The following is a 19,396-nucleotide window of genomic DNA, read 5'->3' as shown; positions in this document are numbered from 1 at the left end:
GGCGCCATGATTCGAGGGTAGTCGCGCGACAGCCCGCCCGGCTCCGGTGCAACGGTTTATTCACGGCGCCAACGGCTCGTCGCCGCGCTCGCTTGCTGGGAACCTGTAGGAGGGTACGGCTTCCCGGGAGTGCCACGCCCTGTGGTCTGACCACATGTTACTGTGGTCGGACCACACGGAATCCCGTAGCGATCGGAGAACGCATCGTGGATCTGCTGGACCCCCTCCTCCTGGCGCGCTGGCAGTTCGGCCTCACGACGCTGTACCACTTCCTCTTCGTGCCGCTCACGCTCGGCATGGCCCTGACGGTCGCCATCTTCCAGACGGCCTGGTTCCGCACCGGCAAGCTGAAATGGCTGCACCTCACGCGGTTCTTCGGCAAGATCTTTCTGATCAACTTCGCGATGGGCGTCGTCACCGGCATCGTGCAGGAGTTTCAGTTCGGCATGAACTGGTCGTCCTACTCCCGGTTCGTCGGCGACGTCTTCGGAGCACCGCTCGCCTTCGAGGGCCTGATGGCGTTCTTCTTCGAGGCGACCTTCATCGGCCTGTGGATCTTCGGGTGGGACAAGCTGCCCAAGGCGCTGCACCTCGCGAGTATCTGGATCGCCACGATCGGCGCCTGGTTCTCGGCCTACTTCATCCTCGCCGCCAACGCCTTCATGCAGAATCCCGTCGGCTTCAAGATGGCCGAGGACGGCTCGCGCGCCGAGATGACCGACTTCCTCGCGGTGCTGACCAACCCGGTCGCGCTGGCGGCCCTGCCGCACACGCTGTTCGCGGCGTTCATGATGACCGCGGGCGTCATCGTGTCGATCTCTGCCTGGCATCTGCTGCGCAGGCAGAACGTCGACATGATGCGGTCGTCGCTGAAATTCGGCCTCTGGGGGCTGATCGCCGCGTTCGCAGGCGTCGCGCTCTCGGGCGACCAGCTGAGCCTCGTCATGGTGGCCACCCAGCCCATGAAGATGGCCGCCGCCGAGGCGACCTTCAACACCGTGTGCGGAGCGGATGCCTCGTTCTCGATCTTCACCCTCGGCACACCCGACGGCACGAGCGAGCTGTTCTCCATCCGCGTCCCCTACCTCCTCGCACTGCTGTCGACGCACTCGCTGGACGGCTGCGTCGAGGGCATCAACGACCTCAACATGCAGTACACGACCGAGCTGTTCCCGCAGTTCGCCGACCAGGTCGACGGCAACTTCGCACCGATCCTCTGGGTCACCTACTGGGCCTTCCGCTGGATGATCGGCCTGGGCGGCGTCGCCGCGCTCGTCGCGGTGGCGGGCCTCTGGTTCACCCGCAAGAACGCCAAGCGCGAGGTGCCCGCGTGGGCCTGGCGACTGGCGATCTGGGCGTGGCCGGCGTCCCTCCTCGCAATCCTCGTGGGCTGGGTCTTCACCGAGATGGGCCGCCAGCCCTGGATCGTGTTCGGCCTGATGCTGACCGAGGACGGGGTCTCGCCGTCGGTGCCGGGATGGACCGTGCTCATCTCGCTCACCGCGTTCACCCTGATCTACGCGGCGCTGGCGGTGGTCGAGTTCGGGCTCATCATGAAGACCTCGAAGCAGGGCCCCGATCCACTGCCCGGCCCGGATGACCCCGACCCCCGGGAACTCGCGGTCGCAGACACCCCGACCACGGTCTACTAGGAGCCCAGGAGAAACGTCATGGACCTCGCCTACCTCTGGTTCTGGATCGTCGGATTCCTCTTCGTCGGCTACTTCGTGCTCGACGGGTTCGACTTCGGCGTCGGCATGTCGCTGCCGTTCCTCGGCAAGAACGACGTCAGCCGCCGCCAGGTCATCAACACCATCGGCCCGGTGTGGGACCTGAATGAGACCTGGGTCATCGTCGCCGGCGCCTGCCTGTTCGCCGCCTTTCCCGAGTGGTACGCGACGCTGTTCAGCGGGTTCTACCTCGCGCTGCTGCTGATCCTGCTGGCGCTCATCCTGCGCGGCGTCTCGTTCGAGTACCGCCATCAGCGCGACTCGCTGCGGTGGAAGAGGGGCTTCGACACGATGATCGTCGTCGGCTCCGCCGTGCCGGCGCTGTTGTGGGGCGTCGCGGTCGCCAACATCGTGCAGGGTGTGCCTCTGGACGCGGACCACGAGTTCATCGGGTCGTTCCTGACCCTGCTCAACGCGTACGGGCTGCTCGGCGGGCTCACGACGCTGCTGCTCTTCTTCACGCACGGGGTGTACTTCGTGGCGCTGAAGACCGACGGCCAGGTCGCCGCCGACGCGCGCCGGCTGGCGGGCCGCTCGGGTCTTCTCACGATCGTCGTGGCCGCGATCTTCCTGGTGTGGACGGTCGGCATGGCGTTCGGCGAGGACCGCGAATTCGCCCTCGTCACGGCGGCCCTGTCGGCGGTGGCGGCCGTGCTGCTCATCGCGTCGTGGATCTCCAACGCCCGCGGCCGCGAGGGCTGGGCCTTCGGCTTCGGCGCCTTCACGATCGTCAGCACCGTTCTCGCCGTCTGGTTCGCCCTGTTCCCGTTCGTGATGCCCTCGACCGGCGATCCGGCCGGCTCGCTCACGATCGAGAACGCCTCGAGCACCGACTACACGCTGACGATCATGTCGTGGGCGGCGCTGATCTTCCTGCCGCTCGTGCTCGCCTACCAGGGCTGGACCTACTGGATCTTCCGCAAGCGCATCACCCGCTCGCACATCGAGGCGGCCGCGGCGGCGCCCGCGCACTGACCTGTCGAGAGCGGATGCCGCGGCCCGCGGCATCCGTCCCCCTCGTCGTGACCAGTTCACTTGCGCTGAACGTCCGCGAAATGCACCGCATCCCGTACGTTCAGCGCAAGTGAACGGGGTGGGAGGGGAGCGCGGGGCGGATCGGTAGGGTCGGAGGAGCGATGGACGAGAACAACGGCGGCGGCCCGGGCCAGACCTCGGGCAAGCCTGTCGACCCGCGGCTCTTGAGGTATGCGAGCGCCTCGCGGTGGTTCTTCGTCGCGATCGGTGCGATCGCCGTCGCTCAGACGGCCGTGATCGTCGCGTTCGCGTGGCTGCTGACGCGCGCGATCACCGGAGCGATCGACGGGATGCCGCCGGCCGACCTCCTGCCCACGCTCGGCGCCCTCGCCCTCGCGGTCGCGCTGCGTGCCGTGCTGCTGTGGGCCCGCGAGGCGGTCGCCGCCCGCGCTGCGGCGGGAGTGCAGACGCAGCTGCGCACGGCGCTCGTCGCGGCGATCGGCGTCCTCGGGCCGGGGTGGCTCGGCTCCCGCAACTCCGCCGCCCTCGCGATCACCGCGGGGCGCGGCCTCGACGCGCTCGAGGCGTACTTCGGCCGGTACCTGCCGCAGCTGGTGCAGACGATCGTGGCGACGCCGCTGATCGTCGCAGTGATGTGGTGGCAGGACTGGATCTCGGGGCTGACGGTGGTGCTCACCCTCCCTCTCATCCCGATCTTCATGGTGCTCATCGGCCTTGCGACACGCACGGTGCAGCAGGGGCAGTGGCAGACCCTGCAGCGCCTGGCCTCGCGCTTCGCCGACACCGTGCAGGGGCTGTCGACGCTCAAGGTGTTCGGCCGCCAGCACCGCGCCGCGGCATCCATCGAGCGCGTCACCGACGACTACCGCCGCGAGACCATGCGCGTGCTGCGCGTGTCGTTCCTGTCGGGCTTCGCACTGGAGTTCCTCGCGTCGATCTCGGTCGCGATCGTCGCGGTGTCGATCGGGTTCCGCCTCATCGACGGGTCGCTCACACTCGCGGTCGGCCTGTTCGTGCTGCTGCTGGCGCCCGAGGCGTACCTGCCGCTCCGGCAGGTCGGCGTGCAGTTCCACGCGGCGGCCGAGGGCATCGCCGCGACCGACGATGTGTTCGACGTGCTGGATGCCGCCCGGCAGCGCGGCGCCGGCCGGGCTCAGGCAGCGATCGGCCAGGCCCAACTTCCGGTCGTTGAGCGAGCGAGGAACGAGCGAGACGAAACGCCCGGAACGCACCGGAACCCTCTGCCCCCGCGCCCGACCGCCGGCGGCCATCTTCTCGAGCTCTCAGCCCTGCGCGTGCGCCGCGGAGACCGGATGCTGCCTCCCGTCGACCTGACGGCGACCCCGGGCACCGTGACGCTCATCGAGGGACCCAGCGGCGCCGGCAAGTCCAGCGTGTTCGCCGCCCTGCGCGGAGCCGCGACATTCGATGGAGCGGCGACGTGGGCGGGCACCGACATCCGCGACCTCGCACCGTCGGAGTGGCTCGCCTGGGCGGGCCAGCGGCCCGGCCTCCTCGCGGGCACGATCGCGGACAACGTCACCCTCGGCGACCCGGCGCCGGAGGCCTCCACCGTGCGCGCCGCGCTCGACCTCGCGTGCGCCGGCAGCCTCGACCCCGCGCAGGAGCTCGGCGTCCAGGGGTCGGGCCTCTCGGGCGGGCAGGCGCAGCGCGTCGCGGTCGCCCGCGCGTTCTACCGGCACCTGCGCGGCATCGCGCAGCCGCAGTTGTCGCTCGATACGCCGCCGAGCGGCACGACCGGCACGCTGATCGCGCTGGACGAGCCCAGCTCGGCGCTCGACCCCGACACAGAGGCTCGCCTGTGGCGCGGTATCCGTCACCTCGCCGACGAGGGCGCGACGGTGCTTCTGATCTCGCACCGGACGTCCGCCCGCCAGATCGCGGATACCGTCGTCCGCCTCGAACCGATCGAGGTCCTCGCATGACCACGCCCCCGGGAAGCGGTGGGGCGGGGACTCCGAGGGCGGTGCTGCGCGGCGCGATGCCGCCGGCGCGGCGGTTCGGATGGGCGCTGGCCGCGGGGTTCGCGTCCGAGGCGTCCGCCGTGGCGCTGCTCGCGGTGAGCGCGTGGCTCATCGTGCGCGCGAGTGAACAGCCGCCCGTGCTGTACCTGTCGGCGGCGGTGGTCGGCGTGCGGTTCTTCGCGATCTCGCGCGCCTCGTTCCGCTACCTGGAGCGGCTCACCGGCCACGACGCCGCGCTGCGGCAGCTCGCCTCGACCCGCGCCGACCTCGTGCGCCGCCTCGTTCCGCTGGCGCCCGACGGCCTGGCGCGCACCCGCAGGGGCTCGGTGCTGGGCACGCTCGTGGACGACGTCGACGAGCTGCAGAATCTGCCGCTGCGCGTGGTGCAGCCGCTCGTCGCGTCGGCGCTCGTCGCGCTCGGCGCCGTCGTGCTCGTGGCGTTCGTGTGGTGGCCGGCCGCGCTCACCCTGCTCGCGTGCCTCGCGGTCGCGGCGGCGATCGCGACGCTGTGGGGATGGATGTCGGGAGCCCGCGCCGAGCGCGACATCTCGCCGTTGCGCGGCGCCCTCGCCGACGCCGTGCTCGACCACATCGGCAGCATCGATGTGCTCGCCGCGTTCGGCGCCGAAGCGCAGAGCCGCGAGCGGATCGCCCGCGCCGACGCCGACCTCCGACGCGCCATCGTCCGTCGCTCCGGAGCCCAGGCGGGAACCACGGCCCTCGTCTCGCTGCTCGCCGGTGCCGCGTCGATCGCGGCGGTGCTGGTCGCCGCGCCGGGCGTGGCATCCGGCGCTCTGACCGGACCATCGCTCGCCGTGGTCGTGCTGGTGCCGATGGCCGTGTTCGAGGTGTTCGCCGCCGTGCCGATGGCCGCCTCCGCCTGGCGGCAGGTGCGGGCCTCGGCCGAGCGTGTCGCGGGCGCGCTGCCCGCGACACCGCCGGCCGAACTCGCGCCCGAGTCCACCCCCGCCACGGGCGATGCTCCGGAGTTGGGCGACGGCATCCGGCTGCAGTCGGCGGACGTGCGCTGGCCGGGCGCGGCGCAGGCCTCGCTCCACGACATCGACCTCGCGATCCGGCCGGGCGAGCGCGTGCTGGTCATCGGGGCGAGCGGGGCGGGCAAGAGCACGCTGGCGCATGCCCTCGTGCGGTTCCTCGACACGGACGGCGGCTACGACATCGGGCCCCGGTCGGTGCACGGCCTGTCGCCCGACGACGTGCGGCTGACCGTCGGCCTGTGCGAGCAGCATCCGATGCTCTTCGACGAAGACATCCGGCAGAACCTCCTGTTCGCGCGAGAGACCGCAACGGATGCCGAGCTCGAGGCGGCGCTCGCCCGCGTCGGACTGGATGCGTGGTTGCGGGAACGCGGCGGACTCGGCGCCCGCGTCGGGGAACGCGGCGCGCTCGTGTCGGGCGGTCAGGCGCAGCGCATCGCGCTGGCCCGGGCCCTGCTGCGGGGCTTCCCCGTGCTCGTGCTCGACGAGCCGACCGCGGGCGTCGACCCCGAGGCATCCGATCGGCTCCTCGTCGACCTGCTGAGCGCCGTGCGGGACGACCAGGCGGTGGTGCTGATCTCGCACGTCGCGGTGCCGGACGGGCTGGTCGACCGTGTGGTGCGGCTCGAGGACGGCCGCATCACCGCCTGAGCGGCGACCCACCCCGGCCCCGGATCGAGCCTCTCGGCGGATCCTCGCGGCGCGACGGCCGGCGCGGCTCAGGGTTCGCCGACGGTGCCGCCCGCTGCCGTCGCGGTGATGCGCCGCGCCATCCCCGCGAAGATGAACCCATGGAACGGCAGGACGGCGAGCCAGTACAGGCGCCCGGCAAGGCCGCGCGGGAAGAACAGGGCGCGCTGGTCGTACCGTGAACCGCCGCTCACCTCGTCGGCCGACGCCCGCAACTCGAGCCACGCGAGACCCGGAACCTTCATCTCGGCGCGGAGGCGCAGCATCCGTCCCGGCTCCAGCGCCTCGACGCGCCAGAAGTCGAGCGCGTCCCCCACTGCCAGCCGGTCGCGGCTGCGACGACCGCGCGCGAGGCCGATGCCGCCGACGAGGCGGTCCATCCAGCCGCGGACGGCCCAGAGCACCGGCGAGGAGTACCAGCCGTTCTCGCCGCCGATCCCGACGATGACGCGCCAGAGCGCCTCGGGGGATGCCGGACTGTGCGTGGTGCGGATGTCGCTGAACACCACGCGCCCGGCCCAGTCGGGATCGTTCGGCAGCGGGTCGCTGGGCGCGCCCAGCACGCCGGCATCCTGCCAGCTGGTCTCGATCGCGTCGGTCTCGAGCTTGCCCAGCGCCAGCTGCACCGCCGTGCGGTACGACGTGAGACCACCCTCCGGCGGCGGGATGAGCGCGTCGACCGCGTGGTCCTTCATGATGCACTCGTTCTGCAGCGACTCGACGAGAGGCCGCGCGATCGACCGCGGGATCGGTGTCACGAGATTCACCCAGTGCGACGCCAGTCGGGGCGTCAGCACCGGCAGCGCGGCGATGGCACGCTGCCGCAGCCCTGCCTCGACGGCATAGCCGTTCATCATCTGCCCGTACCGCAGCACATCGGGTCCGCCGATGTCGACGGCCCGGTTCACGTCGGCCGGCAGTCGTGCGGCGCCGAGCAGATAGTGCAGCACGTCGCGCACGGCGATGGGCTGGATGCGGTTGCGCACCCACCTCGGCGCGGGCATGTACGGCAGCACCTCGGTGAGATGGCGCACCATCTCGAACGACGCCGATCCCGAGCCGATGACGACGCCCGCCTGCAGCACGATCGTCGGCACGGCGCTCTCGAGGAACGTCCGCCCGACTTCGACGCGCGACTGCAGATGCGGCGAGAGCGCCACCCCGGTCGGGTGCAGGCCGCCCAGATACACGATGCGATCCACGGATGCCGCGGCCGCCGCCTGCGCGACGGTCTCGGCCGCACGGCGGTCGGTGTCGGCGAACCGCTTGCCGCCCGACATCGAGTGGACGAGGTAGAACACCACGTCGACGTCGCGCATGGCCTCATGCACCGGGCCCTCAGCGGCAGCGTCGCCGCGGACGATCTCGACGCGGTCGCCCCAGGGGAAGGCCGCCGCCCGGGCAGGGTCGCGAGCGAGCGCGCGGACCGCGTAGCCGGCGTTCAGCAGCCGCGGCACGAGCCTCCCGCCGATGTACCCCGTCGCCCCGAGGACGAGGGCACGTGGCACGGTGCCGTCGGGGCGCGTCAGCGCCAGGAGATCCGGCTCATGGCCGGTCGGCGCCGAGACATCGTCCACGGGGGGCAGACTACGCGGGCGCACTCCGCAGCCGCACGGGTTGACGTCCGGTCGGCCGTGGCGTAGTCAGAGGCGCGTCGCGAAGACCTGGATGCCCTCGGGCGACGGCAGCGGCTCGAACCCGACGCGCGGGTAGAAGGCGATGGCGCCGGTGTTGTCGGCCGAGGCGACGAGGTGGAGCCCGGGAACGCCCGCCTTCCGGAGCGCGTCTTCGAGCGTCTCGATGAGCCGGCGGCCGAGACCCTGGCCCTGCGTCTCCGGCAGCAGGTCGATATGCAGGTGCGCCGGGTACTCGTCACCGAACGGCTGCGCCCCGCCCGCGCGGGAATACGCGTAGCGGAGGATGCCGTCCTGGCGCGAGGCGGTGGCGGCCTGACCGCTCTGCGGTCGCGGCCAGCGCTCGGCGTGCCGAGGCCACCACTCGGCACGGAACCACTCCTCGAACGCCGCGGAGTCGGGCGTGCCCACGATGTAGCCGACGACGCGGCCGTCGTCCGCTTCGACCACGAAGGCGAACTCGGGGTGACGCGCCGCGTAGGGCAGGACGAAGATCTCGGCCCAGAGCTCGTCGTCATCGAGGATGCCGGTCGCGTCGGCTCCGGCATCCGCTGTCTTCAGGCAGATGTCGACGAGAGCGGGTTCGTCACCGGGGCGGAAGGGGCGGATGCGCGTCACCGGGCGAGTCTATGAGATGCGTCGGACAGCTGTCTTGGCCCGGGTCGTTGACGAAGCGTCCCGCCCCGGCGGTCCCTCTCCCGGTCGTTGAGCGAGCGAGGAACGAGCGAGACGAAACGCTCTGAGTGTGCGGGAGGCTCAGTGCTCGACGACCACTCGCACATCGGCCGGGTCCACGCGCAGCGTGATCGTGTCGCCGGGCGCGAGCCCCGCGGCGCCGTCGGCGGCGACGTCCACCGCGACGTCGGGATCGGCGGTGCGCATCCGCACCCCGGCGGGCGTCTGCTCGAGGCGCACGATGCGTGCTGTCCACTCCCCCGCGGCGCGGGGCGGCCCGTCGATCACTCGGACGGCGCTCGGCCGGAATACCGCGACAAGAGACGGCTGCCGCCACCCGGCCGGGTGGGGCAGCACCAGGTCTCCGGCACGCCAGGCCGAGTCTGCGGGTTCGAGGGTCCCGACGACGCGGTTCAGCCCAGCGACCGCCGCGGCGAACCGCGTCGCCGGGGAGGCCAGCACTTCGCGGACCGGCCCGGTCTGCGTGACGCGGCCGTCCTCGAGCACGACGAGGCGGGTCGCGAGAGCGACCGCGTCCACCGCGTCGTGGGTGGCCACGACGGCCGTCGTGCGCGTCGCCGCGAGCTGCTGGTGCAGCAGGGCGCGCACGTCACCCGCGGTCTCGGTGTCGAGCGACGTCAGCGGCTCGTCGAGCAGGATCGCGGCGGGCGACGTCGCGAGCGCCCGCGCCAGCGCGACGCGCTGCTGCTGGCCGCCCGACAGCTGTGAAGGTCGCCGTTCACCCAGGCCGTCGAGCCCGACACGTCGGAGCCAGTCGGCGGCCCCGGCCGCCGCCGCAGCCTTCGTGGCGCCGTGCACGCGCAGCCCGAACGCCACGTTGCCGTGCGCGGTGAGGTGAGGGAAGAGGCGCGGATCCTGACCGAGCAGCACCACCCCGCGCGCCGCCGGCGCGGTCTGCCGGGACGACGTGCGATCGTGGGTGCGCCGGTCGAGCAGCCGGCCGTGCAGCCGGACCTCTCCCTCGTCGAACCCGGTCAGCCCGGCGAGCACGCCGAGCAGCGTCGACTTTCCGGCGCCGCTCGGACCCATGAGCGCCACCACCTCGCCCACCGGCACGCTGAGCGCCACATCGAGCGCGAACGCGCCGTGCTGGACCCGGACGCGCGCGTCGAGTCCGGCAGGGTCGGCTGCGGACGGCGTGCCCGCAGCACTCATCGCGGGGCCTCCGCGCGCCAGGCCCGCACCAGCAGCAGTACGCCGACGGCGGTCACGAGCAGCAGCAGCGAGAGCGCCACGGCGGTGCCCTGCGAGACGCCGGCGCCGTTGAAGGCCGTGTAGATCGCGAGCGGCATGGTCTGCGTCACGCCCGGCGCGTTGCCGGCGAAGAGGGCCGTCGCGCCGAACTCGCCGATCGCGCGGGCGAAGCACAGCACGATGCCCGCGACGAGGCCGGGGGCGGCGAGCGGGAGGGTCACGCGGGCGAGGATCGTCCAACGCCCCGCGCCCAGACCCGCCGCCGCCTGCTCGAAACCGGTGCCGGTGGAACGCAGCGCCCCTTCGAGGGCGAGCACGAGGAACGGCAGAGCGACGAAGGTCTGCGCGAGGACGACGGCAGTGGTCGTGAACGGGATGCGGATGCCCCACTCCGCGAGGATCCCGCCCAGCCAGCTCGTGCGACCGAAGAGGAACAGCATCGCGACGCCGCCGACCATGGGCGGCAGCACGAGCGGCACCGTCACGAGGGCTCGCAGCACGGCCGCCGTCCGCACGGTGCTCCGGGCGATCAGGAGCGCGAGCGGCACCCCCAGGACGACGCACACCGTCGTCGCGACGGCACCGGTCGCGAGCGAGAGGCCGAGTGCCGACAGCGCCTGCGGCGAGGTGACGTCCGTCCACAGTGTCGACCACTCGACCCGGAGCACGAGGGCGCCGAGCGGGAGCACCAGCAGTGCCAGCCCGATGAGCGCCGGGACGGCGAGCACGCGGGGCACGAACCCGGCCCGCTCCTCGTGCGTGCGGGCGTCGCGCGCCGCGGCGACCGTCACGGCGCTCCGAAGCCGAGATCGGAGAGCACCCGCCGGGCCTCGTCACCGAGCACGAACCGTACGAAGGCGTCGGCTGCCCGCGGGTTCGCCGCGTCCGTCAACGTGACGATCGGGTACCGGTTCACCACGTCCTCACCCCCGTCGACCTCTATCGCGTCGACGGCGCTCGTGGTCGAGGCATCCGTCACGTACACCAGGCCCGCGTCTGCCTCGCCCGCAGCCACCTTCGTGAGGACGGCGGTGACGTTCTGCTCGTAGCTGTCGACGCTCGCCTTCACCCCGGCGTCCGAGAGGAGCGTCGCCGATGCCGCCCCGCACGGCGCCTCGACGGCGCACAGCACCACTGTCAGATCGGGATCGGCGAGGTCGTCGAGGCCGTCGACTCCGCCGGGATCGCCCGCGGGGACCACCAGCGTCAGCGTGTTCGTCGCGAACAGCTCCGGCTCGCTCGCAAGGTCCGCGTCGACGACCTTCTGCATGTTCCTCTCGTCCGCCGACGCGAAGACATCGGCGGGTGCCCCCTCCACGATCTGGGTGGCGAGCGTCGACGAGCCGTCGTAGGTGAGCGGATGCACATCGAGGGACGGATGCCGCTGCTCGAACTGCGCCGCCAGCTCGTCGAACGCCGCCTGCAGCGATGCGGCCGCGTACACGCTGAGCTCGCCGGAGAGCTCCGGCTCCCCCGAGACGGGCGCCGGAGAGCTCACGCCGGGGTCCTGTGCGGAGCTTGCCGCGCAGCCCGCAAGCCCGAGCGCGAGCGCCGTGGCGACCAGTGCGGTGCGGACGACGGAGCCGTGGCGCACGTCAGGCCTTCGGGGTCTCGACGATCACCGTGGTCGCCTTGACCACGGCGACGGCGAGCGAGCCGGGCTCGAGTTCCAACTCGCGCACCGCCTCGGACGACATGAGCGAGACCACGCGGTGCGGACCGGACTGGATGTCGACCTGCGCCATGACGCCGTCGATCTGCACCCGCGTGACGAGTCCGACGAAGCGATTGCGTGCGCTCGAGAGCACGTCGGCAGGGTCGCCCGGAGCCGCGGCCAACTCCACCGCTCGGGCTGCGAGCGCGTCTCCGGGGATCTCGATCGGCGAGGCCCCGGTCGTCGGCAGTGCCCCGGAATCGATCCACCGGCGCACGGTGTCGTCGCTCACCGCGAGCAGCCGTGCAGCCTCGGAGATCTTGTAGCTCGCCACAGCGCCACGCTATCACCGCGCATGCGGGTTGTCCGAGAGGTTTTCGCCGCAAAAGCGGATGGCGGGTGCCGGAAGCCACAATTCGCGGCACCCGAACTGCCACGCACGCTTGGGAGTCACGACGCTGCAGGGTGCACCGGGGCCGGGAGTACTCTCGGCGAGATGACGGCGACTCTTCCGGCCGACGCTCATGTGCACAGCGAGTGGTCGTGGGACTGGGGCTCGGATCCGGCCTCCCGAGGCTCAATGGTCCGCACCTGCGAGCGCGCGATCCGGATCGGACTCCCGGCGATCGTGTTCACCGAGCACCTCGACTTCGAGCACGACTGGAGAGTCCACCACGGCGACATCGGAGAGCACGCTCAGAAGTACGTCGACGAGAGCGGCCATGCGCGGCTGCCCGACTTCGACGTCGAGGGCTATCTCACGGCGATCGAACGGTGCCGCCACGACTTCCCCGAACTGCGCATCCTCACGGGCGTGGAGTTCGGGCAGCCGCACCTGCGCGACGCGCACGCCGCAGATCTGCTCTCCAGTGGGACGATCGATCGCGTCAACGGGTCATTGCACATGCTCCCCTTCGACGGCGTCGACCGTACCGAGCCGACCACGTTGTACCGCCACATGCCGGCGGACGACGTGATGTGGAGGTATCTCGAGGAGATCCCGCGCATGGTCGCCGGGTCGGATTCCTTTGCGGTGTTCACGCACATCGATTACGCCGTGCGCTCCTGGCCGGTCGCGACCGCAGGACCCTTCGATCCCCGCAGGTTCGAAGACGGGTTCCGGGCTGGGATGCGCGCGATCGCGGAGTCGGACCGGGCCCTCGAGATGAACACCCGGCGGCTCTGGCCGTGGATCCCGCAGTGGTGGGCGGAGGAAGGCGGACGTGCCGTCACGTTCGGCAGCGACGCCCACGGACCCGACATGCTCGCCGCTCATTTCCCGGAGGCGACGGCGATGCTCGAGCACTTCGGATTCCGGCCGGGCGCCCGCGCCGAGGACTTCTGGATCCGCTGACCTGAAAGGCGCGCGAGGTGCACCGGCGGAGAGAGACTGTCGATCGGGACGACGTCCGATCGTCATCCCAGTGAACGGCCGTCGCCCGGGCCATACTCTTCACAGCTGCGGCGGCTGAGATTGGAGCCATCATGTCGGACCACACCGGCCCCCTGGATATCCGCTTCACCGCGACGCTCGGCAAAGCTCAGCCGGGAGACACCTGGACCTGCGTGAAGCTGCCCGACTCCGCCACCATCTTCGGCACCCGCGGACTCGTCAAGGTGGCGGGCACCGTGGACGGGCACCCGTTCGAGGGGGCCTTCATGGCCCTGGGCGACGGGACGCACAAGCTGCCGATCAACGCCGAGGTCAGAAGAGCGATCGGCAAGACCGACGGCGACTCCGTGGACGTCCACCTCACCCGGCGCCGCTCCTAACGCCGATGCCGGCGTCGTCAGTCCACGGGTGGTCGCCGCAGCCGCTTGACGTCGGTGCGCCGCTTCTTCTCACCCAATCGCCGTTCCTTGGCGCCCCGCGTCGGCTTCGTGGGTCGTCGCGACGGCGAAGGCGGCCGGAGCGCGTCGGCGACGACCGCCGCGAGCCGTGCGCGCGCGGCATCCCTGTTCCGCAATTGCGCGCGATGCTCGGATGCCGCGATCGTCAGCACTCCGTCGACCAGCCGGCCGCTCAGCCGCTCGAGCAGCCTCTCGCGTTGATGCGGGGAGAGCACCGCCGAACGCGAGGCGTCCCACACCAGTTCCGCCCGCGAGTCTGCCGTGTTCACCCCCTGCCCGCCGGGGCCGGATGACCGCGAGAACCGCCAGGTCAGCTCGGACTCGGGGATCGTGACCCCATGGCCGATCCGAAGGCCAGGGCGATGAGGGGCAGGCATGCCTCCATCTTCCTCCCCGGCTGAGCACACGTCGGGGCACGTTCCGGTTCCCGACGGGTCGGGCCCGGCATCTTCGTGCGACCGTTGGCAGCTGCGCAAGCCCCCTCTCTTCTTGCAGGTGCCTGCCTAGTCTCGCCTGCAGGGAGATCTCAGACGCGACAGCCGCCGATCGCGGTCAGCGGGTGCCGCCATGCGAGGGGAGGGACCATGTCCGAGCAGCAGGCGCATCATCAGGTGGTGGTGATCGGCGGGGGCAACGGCGGCATCTCGGTCGCTGCGCGACTGCGTCGCTCCGGCGTCGACGACATCGCCATCATCGAACCGCGCGAGCAGCACGTGTACAAGCCGCTGTTCTCGCATGTCGCCGGCGGCACCGCACGCGCCGGCATCACCGTACGCCCGCAGCGAGAGGTGATGCCGAGAGGAGTGGGGTGGATTCTGGATGCCGTCACCGCCGTCCAGCCCGACGCGAACGCCGTCGTGCTCGAGAGCGGTGACCGCGTCACCTTCGACCAGCTCATCGTGTGTCCGGGCATCCAGCTCGACTGGGACCGCCTGCCGGGGCTGGCCGAGGCGATGCAGACGCCGGCAGCGGCATCCCATTACGAATTGGAGCTGGCGCAGAAGGCGTCGCTGCTCCTGCGCGACCTGAAGGAGGGCACGGTCGTCTTCACTCAGCCCGACGGGCCTGCCTCGTGCGCGGGAGCCGCACAGAAGCCGATGTATCAGGCGTGCGACTACTGGCGGGCCACCGGGGTGCTGGACAAGATCCGAGTCGTGATGGTCGTGCCGACGGAGACCGCGTTCATCCCGCCGTTCGATCGCGAGCTCGAACGCAAGATCGAGGAGTACGGCATCGAGCTGCGCACCCGCTCGGTGCTCCTCCGGGTGGACCCCGCGGCACAGGAGGTCGTGATCGGCGGTCCGGACGGGCCCGAGCACCTGCACTACGACGTGCTCAACGTCGAACCGCCGCAGTCCGCACCGGATTGGCTCAAGGCGTCGGTGCTGCCGGCGCCGGGGTCATCGGGAGGGTTCGTGGAGGTCGACCCGAGGACGCTGCGGCATCCGCGCTTCCCCCAGGTCTGGGCTCTCGGCGACGCCGCCGCGACCACCAACTCGAAGTGCGGGGGCGCGCTGCGCAAGCAGACGTGGGTGCTCGCCAAGAACCTCTCGAGGGTGCTCCGAGGGAAGGAGCCGAAGGCGAGCTACGACGGCTACGCGGTGTGCCCGTTCACCGTCTCGCGGTCGACGGTCGTGTGGGCGGAGTTCGACGACACGGGCAAGCAGAAGCCGACGATCCCGTTCTTCCGGCGGATGTACCGGGAGAGCCGGCTCTCGTGGATCTTCGACCGGCACGTTCTGCCCTGGGTCTACTGGAATCTCATCCTGACCGGGCGCGTCTGACCCGACCGCGGTCGGTGCGGCAGGGGGCGAACGGGCGAGCGGCGGCCGGCCACCGATGCGCGCGGCGTAGCCTGTGGATATGGCCTTTCCCCCACTCGTCGAGCCCCTCGCCGAGCTGAGCGACGCCGAACGCACGCGCACCGCGCGCCACCGCGTGCTCGCCGGCTTCGGCGATCTCGCACAGCGCCGCCTCGCCGCCGCCCATATCGCGGTCGTGGGGGCAGGCGGTCTCGGCTCGCCCGCCGTGCTGGCCCTCGCGGCCGCCGGAGTCGGCACCATCACCGTGATCGACGACGACCTGGTCGAGGCATCCAATCTGCAACGGCAGGTGATGCACCGTGTCGGCGATGTCGGTGCGGCCAAGGTCGACTCCGCCGTCCGCATCGCCGCCGACCTCTCGCCCACCACCCTGGTGCGGCCGGTGCAGGCGGTGCTCACGCCGGCCAACGCCCGCGACCTCCTCGCCGGCGCGCACGTCGTCATCGACGGCACCGACACGTTCGAGACCCGCGAGGCGGTGGCCGCCGCGTGCGAGCACCTCGGCGTACCGCTCGTGTGGGGCGTCGTGCAGGAGTTCCACGCACAGGCGACGGTCTTCTGGTCGGCGCCTCCCGCCGGCGCGACGCCCGTCCGCCTCGCGGATCTCTACCCTCCGGATGCCGGACGCGAGGCCCCCACCTGCGCACAGGTCGGCGTGCTCGGCGCGCTCTGCCTGCAGGTCGGCGCACTTCTGGCCACAGAGGCCATCAAGCTCGTCACGGGCATCGGCGAGCCGCTCCTCGGACGCGTGCTGGTGCTCGACGCCCTCCGCGGCCGGACCGACGAGGTGCCGCTGCGTCCCGCCGCCACGCACCGGGCCGGCGAGGCCGTCGTCGCCGATCCGTCAGCAGCCCCCGCTCCCTCACCGGCCGGCCCGCCGAGCATCCCGCAGCTGAGCCCGGCCGAAGCCCTCGCCGCCCAGCGTGCCGGCGCCGTGCTGCTGGATGTGCGCGAGCCTTTCGAGACCGCGCGCGGCGTCATCCCCGGCTCGATGCTGCTGCCGCTCGGCGACGTGCTCGCCGAGCCGCGACGAGTGGAGGCTTCCCGCGTGGTGGTGGTGTGCCAGGTCGGCATGCGCGCGCAGCGCGCGGCAGTGGCCCTGCGCGGCGCAGGGATCGAGGCATCCGTCCTCGCCGGCGGCATCGACGCGTGGACCCGCGACGGAGCGCGCACGGCGGTCGGCGCGTGAGCGGCTTGCGCACCGTCGAGGAGCACCTCGCCGACGCGCTCGCGGCCGCCGAGCCGCTGGAGTCAGAGCGCGTCACCCTTGCCGCCGCCCACGGTCGCACGCTGCGTGAACCGGTGCGTGCCGCCGTCGACATCCCGGTCTTCGACAACTCGGCGATGGACGGGTTCGCCGTCCGCTTCGCGGATGTCGCGGATGCCGACCCCGTCACCCCGGCGACCCTCCGCGTCGTCGCGGACCTGCCCGCCGGCACCGACGCCGACCCGGCACTCGCTCCTGGTGAGGCCGCCCGCATCATGACCGGGTCGGCGGTCCCGACTGACGCCGACGCCATCGTGCCGTTCGAGGACACCGCCGGTGGGCTCGCGGACTCCCTCGGCTCGATCGCTGTGCAGAGGGTCCCGCGTGCCGTGGGCGCCCACATCCGTCGCGCCGGGGAGGACGCCCGCGCCGGCGACGAGGTGCTCTCCGCCGGAGAACTGCTCGGCCCGCTGCAGCTGGCCGCCGCCGCGGCGGCGGGCGTCGCCGAGGTCGTCGTCTCACGGCGTCCCCGCGTCGCCGTCATCTCGACGGGCAGCGAGCTCGTCGAGCCCGGCTCTCCCCTGCGCCGAGGTCAGATCCCCGAGTCGAACAGCGTGCTCCTCGCCATCCTCGCCACGGAGGCCGGAGCCCAGCTCGTGCGCCGCGCCAGCGTGCCCGACGAGGGCGACACCCTCGACGCGCTGCTCGCCGAGGTGACGGATCCGCGGTCGCCGGATCGCGCCGACGTGGTCGTCTTCTCCGGCGGCGTCAGCGCCGGTGCCTACGAGGTGGTCAAGACCGCGCTCGCCGGGACCATGGTCTTCTCGAAGGTGGCCATGCAGCCGGGCAAGCCGCAGGGCTTCGGCCGCCTCGAGGCCGGCACCCTGCTGTTCGGGCTGCCGGGCAATCCCGTGAGCGCGGCGGTCTCGTTCGAGGTGTTCGTGCGGCCGGTTCTGCTGCGGCTGCAGGGTCGCCGGGCCATCGACCGCCCCGTCCTCGCGCTCCAGGCGGGAGCCGGCTGGCGGACACCGCCGGCGCGGCGCCAGTACCTGCCCGTCACGATCGACCGCTCCGACCCGGCCGCGTGGCGCGCGATCCCGGCGACGAGCGGCGGATCCCATCTCGCCGGCGGACTCGGCCGCGCCGAGGCATATGCCGTCGTGCCCGCCGAGGTCGACGCGGTGGCGGCGGGCGATGTCGTGGATGTCATGCTGATCTCATGAGTGCGCCCGAACAGCCGACCTTCACCCACCTCGACGCCGCGGGGAACGCGCGCATGGTGGATGTCACGCTCAAGCAGCCGACCGTGCGCTCCGCCACCGCCCGCGCCTTCGTGCGCTGCGCGCCCGACGTCGTCGCCGCGCTGCGCGATGGCACCGTGCCCAAGGGCGATGTGCTGGCCGTCGCCCGGATCGCCGGCATCCAGGCCGCCAAGCGCACCCCCGAACTGCTGCCGCTCGCGCATGTCATCGGCGTCCACGGCGCGGCGGTCGACCTGGCCATCGAAGACGGCGGTGTCGCGATCGAGGCGACCGTGCGCACCGCCGATCGCACCGGCGTCGAGATGGAGGCGCTGACCGCCGTGTCGGTTGCCGCTCTCGCCGTCGTCGACATGGTGAAGGGGCTCGACAAGGGCACGTCGATCGATCACGTACGCATCGTGACGAAGACCGGCGGCAAGAGCGGCGACTGGCACCGCCCGGACGAGAGCTGATGTCCGTTCGCGACCCGCACTCGCCCCTCAGCCTCGGCGCGATCCTGCTGGCCGGCGGCCGCGGCACGCGCGTCGGCGGGGCCGTGAAGCCGCTCTTCGAGGTCGGCGGCAGCACGCTGCTGGCGGCGGCGGTGACGGCGGTGACGGATGCCGGAGCCCGGCCGATCACGGTGGTGGCACCCGTCCTCGACGAGACGCTCCCCGTGGCCTGGGTGCGGGAGGACCCGCCGTTCGGCGGCCCCGCCGCGGCGGTCGTGGCGGCGCTCGATGAGTGGTCGGCGGAGACCGACCCGGAATGGACGCTCGTGCTCGCCTGCGATCTGCCCGGCGTGGGCGAGGCCGTGCGCCGCCTCGTGAACGACATCCCGCTGCTCCCCGCCGACACCGACGGCGTGTGTCTCGGCGACGCCTCGAGCCGCCCGCAGTGGCTCACCGGCGCCTACCGCACGCGGGCGCTGCGGCAGGCGGCATCCGCTCTTCCCGGTCGCGGACGGGACCTTCCGGTGCGGGCGATCGCCGACGAGCTCGCGATCGCCGTCGTCGCGGCGCCCGACGACCTGACCCGCGACGTCGACACGTGGGAGGATCTGAACGAGGCCCGCGCTCGGGTCGATCGCGCGCACCAGGTCGATCGCGCGCACCAGGCCGATCCCGCACCGCACCACCCACGCCCGGAGGAGTCGTCATGAGCGAGCAGTCCCGCACCCTTCCCCCCGAGGCCCTCGACGCCTGGGCGGCCGTGCTGCGCGAGCGGTTCGGGCTCGCGCCCGAAGACGTCCCGGTGTCGCTCATCCTCGATCTCGCGCGCGACGTCGCGAACGACGTCGCACGCCCGGCGGCGCCCTTCAGTACCTTCGTCGCCGGCCTCGTCGCGGGCCGCAGTGGCGGATCCCCCGCCGACATCGAATCCGCCGTGGCGGCGATCACCGAACTCGCCCGAGACTGGGAGCACGAGGCCTGATGGCCGTCGTCCGCTACTTCGCCGCCGCACAGGAGGCGACCGGCCGGGACTCCGAGCGCCGCACCGAGGCGACCCTGGGAGAGCTGCGCCGCGCGGTGTCCGAGGAGTTCCCGGGGCTGGGCGGCATCCTGCCGCGCTGCGCCGTGCTCGTCGGCGGCTCACGCGTCGACGACGACACGCCCCTCGGCGACGACGACCTGATCGACGTGCTGCCGCCCTTCGCCGGCGGCTGATCCCCTTCCGGGGTGCGGGGCCTTCCGGCC

At 72.1% G+C, this 19,396-nt stretch carries 20 protein-coding genes; 13 read left to right on the top strand and 7 right to left on the bottom strand.

Features of this window, described 5'->3' with window-relative positions; translation table 11 throughout:
• Positions 1-206 precede the first annotated feature (206 nt).
• The 4 genes from B2K11_RS14430 (at position 207) to cydC (ending at position 6,360) form a co-directional block, all read left to right on the top strand.
• Complete coding sequence (locus B2K11_RS14430; RefSeq protein ID WP_163619105.1) at positions 207-1,652, top strand: cytochrome ubiquinol oxidase subunit I; 1,446 nt, start codon at positions 207-209, stop codon at positions 1,650-1,652.
• A gap of 18 nt (positions 1,653-1,670) precedes the next feature.
• Complete coding sequence (cydB, locus tag B2K11_RS14425) at positions 1,671-2,705, top strand: cytochrome d ubiquinol oxidase subunit II (RefSeq protein ID WP_163619104.1); 1,035 nt, start codon at positions 1,671-1,673, stop codon at positions 2,703-2,705.
• A 161-nt stretch (positions 2,706-2,866) separates the two neighbouring features.
• Positions 2,867-4,672, top strand: a complete 1,806-nt coding sequence (gene cydD / locus B2K11_RS14420; RefSeq protein ID WP_163619102.1) for a thiol reductant ABC exporter subunit CydD — start codon at positions 2,867-2,869, stop codon at positions 4,670-4,672.
• Positions 4,669-6,360 (top strand): thiol reductant ABC exporter subunit CydC, encoded by a 1,692-nt coding sequence (gene cydC, locus B2K11_RS14415; RefSeq protein WP_163619100.1) that lies wholly within the window; start codon positions 4,669-4,671, stop codon positions 6,358-6,360. The genes cydD and cydC overlap by 4 nt, the downstream gene beginning before the upstream one ends.
• A 68-nt stretch (positions 6,361-6,428) precedes the next feature.
• Here cydC and B2K11_RS14410 read toward each other — a convergent pair whose 3' ends face one another.
• From B2K11_RS14410 to B2K11_RS14385, 6 genes are all read right to left on the bottom strand, one after another.
• Complete coding sequence (locus B2K11_RS14410; protein WP_163619098.1) at positions 6,429-7,976, bottom strand: SDR family oxidoreductase; 1,548 nt, start codon at positions 7,974-7,976, stop codon at positions 6,429-6,431.
• A gap of 66 nt (positions 7,977-8,042) precedes the next feature.
• A complete protein-coding gene (locus B2K11_RS14405) occupies positions 8,043-8,651 on the bottom strand; it encodes a GNAT family N-acetyltransferase (RefSeq protein ID WP_163619096.1) in 609 nt (202 codons plus the stop codon).
• 138 nt (positions 8,652-8,789) lie between these two features.
• Positions 8,790-9,884 (bottom strand): ABC transporter ATP-binding protein, encoded by a 1,095-nt coding sequence (locus B2K11_RS14400; protein ID WP_163619094.1) that lies wholly within the window; start codon positions 9,882-9,884, stop codon positions 8,790-8,792.
• The gene (locus B2K11_RS14395) at positions 9,881-10,714 is read right to left on the bottom strand and encodes an ABC transporter permease (RefSeq protein ID WP_163619092.1); all 834 of its coding nucleotides are present in this window, start codon (positions 10,712-10,714) and stop codon (positions 9,881-9,883) included. The genes B2K11_RS14400 and B2K11_RS14395 overlap by 4 nt, the downstream gene beginning before the upstream one ends.
• On the bottom strand, positions 10,711-11,517 hold the full coding sequence (gene modA / locus B2K11_RS14390) for a molybdate ABC transporter substrate-binding protein (RefSeq protein ID WP_163619090.1): 807 nt from the start codon (positions 11,515-11,517) through the stop codon (positions 10,711-10,713). The genes B2K11_RS14395 and modA overlap by 4 nt, the downstream gene beginning before the upstream one ends.
• A gap of 1 nt (position 11,518) precedes the next feature.
• On the bottom strand, positions 11,519-11,911 hold the full coding sequence (locus tag B2K11_RS14385) for a TOBE domain-containing protein (RefSeq protein ID WP_163619088.1): 393 nt from the start codon (positions 11,909-11,911) through the stop codon (positions 11,519-11,521).
• A gap of 162 nt (positions 11,912-12,073) precedes the next feature.
• Between B2K11_RS14385 and B2K11_RS14380 the strand changes: the two genes are divergently transcribed.
• Positions 12,074-12,931, top strand: coding sequence for a PHP domain-containing protein (locus tag B2K11_RS14380; protein WP_163619086.1), 858 nt, complete (start codon positions 12,074-12,076; stop codon positions 12,929-12,931).
• A 131-nt stretch (positions 12,932-13,062) separates the two neighbouring features.
• The gene (locus B2K11_RS14375) at positions 13,063-13,350 is read left to right on the top strand and encodes a DUF1905 domain-containing protein (protein WP_163619084.1); all 288 of its coding nucleotides are present in this window, start codon (positions 13,063-13,065) and stop codon (positions 13,348-13,350) included.
• A gap of 17 nt (positions 13,351-13,367) precedes the next feature.
• Here the strand turns inward: B2K11_RS14375 and arfB are convergent, their stop codons facing one another.
• Positions 13,368-13,805, bottom strand: a complete 438-nt coding sequence (gene arfB / locus B2K11_RS14370) for an alternative ribosome rescue aminoacyl-tRNA hydrolase ArfB (RefSeq protein ID WP_163619082.1) — start codon at positions 13,803-13,805, stop codon at positions 13,368-13,370.
• Positions 13,806-14,012: 207 nt separating this feature from the next.
• Here arfB and B2K11_RS14365 point away from each other — a divergent pair, with 207 nt between their 5' ends.
• From B2K11_RS14365 to B2K11_RS14335, 7 genes are all read left to right on the top strand, one after another.
• Entirely contained in the window at positions 14,013-15,212 is a 1,200-nt protein-coding gene (locus tag B2K11_RS14365) for an FAD-dependent oxidoreductase (RefSeq protein ID WP_163619080.1), read from the top strand.
• 79 nt (positions 15,213-15,291) lie between these two features.
• Positions 15,292-16,440, top strand: a complete 1,149-nt coding sequence (locus tag B2K11_RS14360; RefSeq protein ID WP_163619078.1) for a ThiF family adenylyltransferase — start codon at positions 15,292-15,294, stop codon at positions 16,438-16,440.
• Entirely contained in the window at positions 16,437-17,681 is a 1,245-nt protein-coding gene (gene glp, locus B2K11_RS14355) for a gephyrin-like molybdotransferase Glp (protein ID WP_163619076.1), read from the top strand. Before B2K11_RS14360 ends, glp begins: the two co-directional genes overlap by 4 nt.
• Complete coding sequence (moaC, locus tag B2K11_RS14350) at positions 17,678-18,172, top strand: cyclic pyranopterin monophosphate synthase MoaC (RefSeq protein WP_163619074.1); 495 nt, start codon at positions 17,678-17,680, stop codon at positions 18,170-18,172. The genes glp and moaC overlap by 4 nt, the downstream gene beginning before the upstream one ends.
• Positions 18,172-18,861 carry an NTP transferase domain-containing protein gene (locus tag B2K11_RS14345; RefSeq protein ID WP_163619072.1) on the top strand — a complete coding sequence of 230 codons (690 nt, stop codon included), beginning with the start codon at positions 18,172-18,174 and terminating at the stop codon, positions 18,859-18,861. Before moaC ends, B2K11_RS14345 begins: the two co-directional genes overlap by 1 nt.
• A complete protein-coding gene (locus B2K11_RS14340) occupies positions 18,858-19,133 on the top strand; it encodes a DUF6457 domain-containing protein (protein ID WP_163619070.1) in 276 nt (91 codons plus the stop codon). The genes B2K11_RS14345 and B2K11_RS14340 overlap by 4 nt, the downstream gene beginning before the upstream one ends.
• Entirely contained in the window at positions 19,133-19,366 is a 234-nt protein-coding gene (locus B2K11_RS14335) for a MoaD/ThiS family protein (RefSeq protein ID WP_163619068.1), read from the top strand. The genes B2K11_RS14340 and B2K11_RS14335 overlap by 1 nt, the downstream gene beginning before the upstream one ends.
• The last annotated feature ends 30 nt before the right edge of the window (positions 19,367-19,396 follow it).

It is taken from the genome of Microbacterium sp. B35-30 (assembly GCF_010634855.1).
In the GTDB taxonomy this organism is placed as follows: domain Bacteria; phylum Actinomycetota; class Actinomycetes; order Actinomycetales; family Microbacteriaceae; genus Microbacterium.
The sequence above is the reverse complement of the archived record's forward strand: the minus strand, read 5'-3'. Positions and strand labels throughout refer to the sequence as shown.